Origin of the sequence: Anaerosporomusa subterranea, assembly GCF_001611555.1 — a bacterium.
GTDB classification, from domain to species: domain Bacteria; phylum Bacillota; class Negativicutes; order Sporomusales; family Acetonemataceae; genus Anaerosporomusa; species Anaerosporomusa subterranea.
Map to the genome: position 1 here is coordinate 1 of NZ_LSGP01000021.1, position 4,018 is coordinate 4,018.

General features: G+C 43.8%; 3 protein-coding genes. 2 read left to right on the forward strand and 1 reads right to left on the reverse strand.

Features of this window, described 5'->3' with window-relative positions; all coding sequences use genetic code 11:
* Window positions 1-355 precede the first annotated feature (355 nt).
* On the forward strand, window positions 356-1,540 hold the full coding sequence (locus tag AXX12_RS13965; protein WP_066243969.1) for a Gfo/Idh/MocA family protein: 1,185 nt from the start codon (window positions 356-358) through the stop codon (window positions 1,538-1,540).
* Between the two features lie 51 nt (window positions 1,541-1,591).
* On the opposite strand, the gene AXX12_RS13970 is transcribed toward AXX12_RS13965, so the two are convergent.
* Complete coding sequence (locus AXX12_RS13970; protein ID WP_066243970.1) at window positions 1,592-2,623, reverse strand: LacI family DNA-binding transcriptional regulator; 1,032 nt, start codon at window positions 2,621-2,623, stop codon at window positions 1,592-1,594.
* Between the two features lie 231 nt (window positions 2,624-2,854).
* Between AXX12_RS13970 and AXX12_RS13975 the strand changes: the two genes are divergently transcribed.
* Entirely contained in the window at window positions 2,855-3,859 is a 1,005-nt protein-coding gene (locus AXX12_RS13975; RefSeq protein ID WP_231881898.1) for a zinc-dependent alcohol dehydrogenase, read from the forward strand.
* Window positions 3,860-4,018: the final 159 nt, after the last annotated feature.

A 4,018-nucleotide genomic window follows, 5' to 3' on the forward strand; every position in this document is an offset into this window, starting at 1 on the left:
GTAAAGTTAGTATGGACGATATTATGGGCAAGATCATGCCGTTCCTGATTGTGGAAAGCATTGTGCTGGTTCTTCTCATGCTATTCCCGGCATTAATCACGGTTCCGTTCCAACTGATGATGGGCGGCAAATAAGAACTTACCAATAAGGAGAGCACCCTTGCATGAGGTACTCTCCTTATATATAATGTGAAAATAATAACGTTCATTCTGACAATACATAATTATCAGAATACGTATTGACAAAGATCCCAGAAGCGGAATATACTTTTAGTGTATCGAAGTACTAAATCGAAGTACTAAATTGAACTAATTAAATTCCATGTCAAAAAGATACGTAAGGGAGGCAACTAATTTTGAAACCAGTTACAATTGCGTTAATAGGCGCAGGCTATGGGGCATTTCTACACACCAACGGCTATGCCAAAGTACATGGTGTGCCCGTTCGACTGAAAACCATTGTTGATCTTGATGTGGAGAAAGCAAAAGAAGTCGCCAAGAAATACAATATCGAGCAGGTTACCGCCAATTTCAGCGACGTTTTGAATGATCCGGAAATTGATATTGTTGACATTGTTACCCCGCCGAACTTGCATGTCAACTTTGCGTTACAGGCTATGCGGGCTGGCAAACACGTCATCTGTGAAAAACCGCTGACCGGCTACTTTGGTCAGCCTGGCGATGAAAAACCAATCGGCCATAAAGTGTGCAAGGCTAAAATGTATGAAGAAGTTATTAAGGAAATCGATGAGATTCGTAAAATTGTTAACACCAGCGATAAACTGTTCATGTACGCAGAAAACTATGTGTATTGCCCGAGCATCTTAAAGGCTGCGGAAATCATCCGCAATAAAAAAAGTAAGCTGGTATTCATGAAAGGCGAAGAAAGCCTACGCGGATCTTCATCGCCGGTAGCCGGTATGTGGGAAAAAACTGGCGGTGGTTCTTTGATTCGTATGGGCTGCCATCCGCTTTCCGGCATTCTGTGGTTAAAACAGGTGGAAGCCCAAGCCCGCGGTGAACAAATCACCGTAAAAAGCGTAAGCGCGGACATGGGGCACATTGGTCAATCTCTAACCGAATATGACAAGCGCCATCTGACTAGTAAACCGATCGATGTCGAAGATTTCGCGAACGTTACGATCACGTTTTCTGATGGCACAAAAGCCATCGTCATCGCCAGCGATAACGTATTAGGCGGGGTTAAGAACTATGTTGAGATTTACGCCAATGACGGAACGCTGATGTGCAATATTACCCCGGCGGATAATCTAAAGACCTATTTCCTAGATCAGGAAGGCTTGGACAATGTGTATTTCTCCGAAATGATGCCGGAGAAGTTAGGCTGGAACTACGTTTTCATCTCTGATGAAATCCTGCGGGGCTATGTATATGAACTGCAAGACTTTGTGGAATGCGTGGCCCACGGCAGAAAGCCGCTGTCTGATATTGACTTGGCTTATGACACGACAAAGGTCATGTACGCGGCATATCTATCAGCAAGCGAAGGCAGAGTCGTCAATTTTCAAGGTATAATCTAAAAGGAGCGCCTGCTAAGGCGCTCCAATTCACGGATACAAATTTACAAATGATTATAGATTTTTATGAGAACAAGACTCTCTTACGATAAGTTCAGGTTGCAACACCACACTGCGCGGCTCGCTGTCAAGACCCTCAATGCGCTCGTGTAACAAGCGAACCGCATGCGTTCCTATACGTCGAGGAAATGATGAGACGGTCGTGAGTCTTGGGCTGAAGATCGAGGCCTCTGGAATATCGTCAAAACCGACAATTCCCATATCATAACCTGGAGTTAAGCCTAATTCCTTTAGTTTCATCATGGCGCCAATCGCAATGATGTCGTTGTAACATAATACAGCGGTAGGTGGGGTGGGGAGGGCAAGGATTTTCTCGATAAGTACATGACCGCTTTCCCGCGTCATGGGGCCTTCAATAATTAGCGATTCGTCAACATCGAGTCCTGCAGCAAGCAGTCCGCTCACATATCCCTCTGTGCGACCATGCCAAGAAGACAGCTGTGAAACGCCACCCAGAAATGCAATGCGACGATGTCCTTTGCGAACTAAATGCTCAACAGCGCTACGGCCACCTGTTACATTGTCAATCCCAACATAGTCGCAGTGCCCCTCTGAAAGGTTTCTATTGATTAAGACAACGGGAATGCCCAACCGGCGGATACGATCAAGCGGTTCACGACGACTACCTGGGACCACGAAGAAAATAATGCCAGCTACCCTATGCTCAAGAATAGTTGAAACAAGGCGATCTTGGACAGTCGCAGAATCGAAAGTAGTTCCGAGAATAACCGTTTGGCCAAGTTGATTCAGTTCCTGGTGGATGCCGATCAGCAGCTCAGTATAAAACGGATTGGATAGGTCAGGAATAATCAGGCCGACTGTGGAGGATGCACCCTTAGAACGCAAATTCGCGGCGCCCCGATCATAGACATAGCCTAAATTCTGCATAGATGCAAATACTTTTTGACGCGTGGCTTCTGAAATATTCAGTTTCCCACGGATAGCGAGAGAGGCTGTTGTTTGAGAAACACCAGCATGTTTAGCCACCTCTTGCAGAGTTACTAGCTTTGGCTTTTCTTGTTTCATTTGAAACCACCTATGTGAGTTTTTTCAGAAATGGGGCATCTATTAGGAAGAAAGTGCAATTATTTATGGATCAATTATATTCTAACCGTAATTTTCTGTCAAACGTGATAATTGCCACTGTGTGAATTAATTCACTTGTATTCTGACAATACAAAATTATCAGAATACATATTGACAACAATTGCGACAGGGTAATATAATGCATTTAGATCGATCTAATAGAACGTTCCAATGATAATACTAGAGGTGAGTAAAATTCTCGAATTATTCTTAGAAAATCCTATGCAGCTGAAATTGAGAGAAGCAGCGTTACCAACGAGTCCAAAGAATAATGAAGTTAAGATGAGCATCATTTATGGCGGAATTTGCGGTTCTGACCTCAGGGTTTACAAAGGTTCGATTAGTTACGCAAAGTATCCGATCCGTCCTGGTCATGAAGTATTAGGAACGGTGATTGAAGCAGGCGTGGATACTAATTGCACAGTGGGTACACGCGCAGTGATTTTCCCCAATACATTCTGCGGCAAGTGTGAATTCTGCAAAGCAGGCAAAACCAACATTTGCAAGCATAAGCAGCCATTAGGTGTTGCGGTTGACGGAGTGTTTGCTCAAGAAGTTATCATTGATGCAAAATACGTGGTTCCAGTACCAGAAGAGATGGCCAGTGAACGAGCAATATTAATTGAGCCATTTGCCGTCACCGTGCATGCTTTGAAAAAAGCAAATATCAACAAGGGAACTAAGCTGGCGATCATCGGCAGCGGCACTGAGGGCTTGCTGTCAGTTGCCTTGGCCCTGCATTTGGGAGCAGAGGTAACAGTTATCGATGTAAATCCGGTGAAACTTGAACTGGCTAAAAAGTTTGGACCTGTATCCGTCTTTACTCCTCAAGAAATCAAAGATCAAGTTTTTGACGTGGTTTTGGAAGCAGCCGGAGTAAAATCCTCTGTTGAACAGGCCATGCAGATTGTAAAACCAGGCGGTGTCATGGTTGCACTCGGCATAACCGGCGATTCAGTGAACTTATCGCCGATTCATATCGTTCGTAGTGAAATTAGCATTTTAGGCTCAATCATTTATACAAAGCAAGATTTTGCTGATGCCATTGCTTATTTAAGCAATCCAGACTTTTTTGTTGATCCGATTGTGTCCAAGATTGTTCCTGTTAACCAATTTCAAGAGGCCTTTAATGACGCAGCTACCGGTAATTTTGCCAAAATCGTATTAGAATTCTAAATGATGAACGATTACGAGAGCGTATTAAAGGGGGCTTGCCGAGAAAGTAAAAGAGCGGTATTGCGAAACTCACGAAATCAAGTATTAGCTCCAAACAAATAAATGAAATGTGAGGCGAGATTTGAATGAAAAAAGCTCTTAGTTTGGTACTGGTCGCTT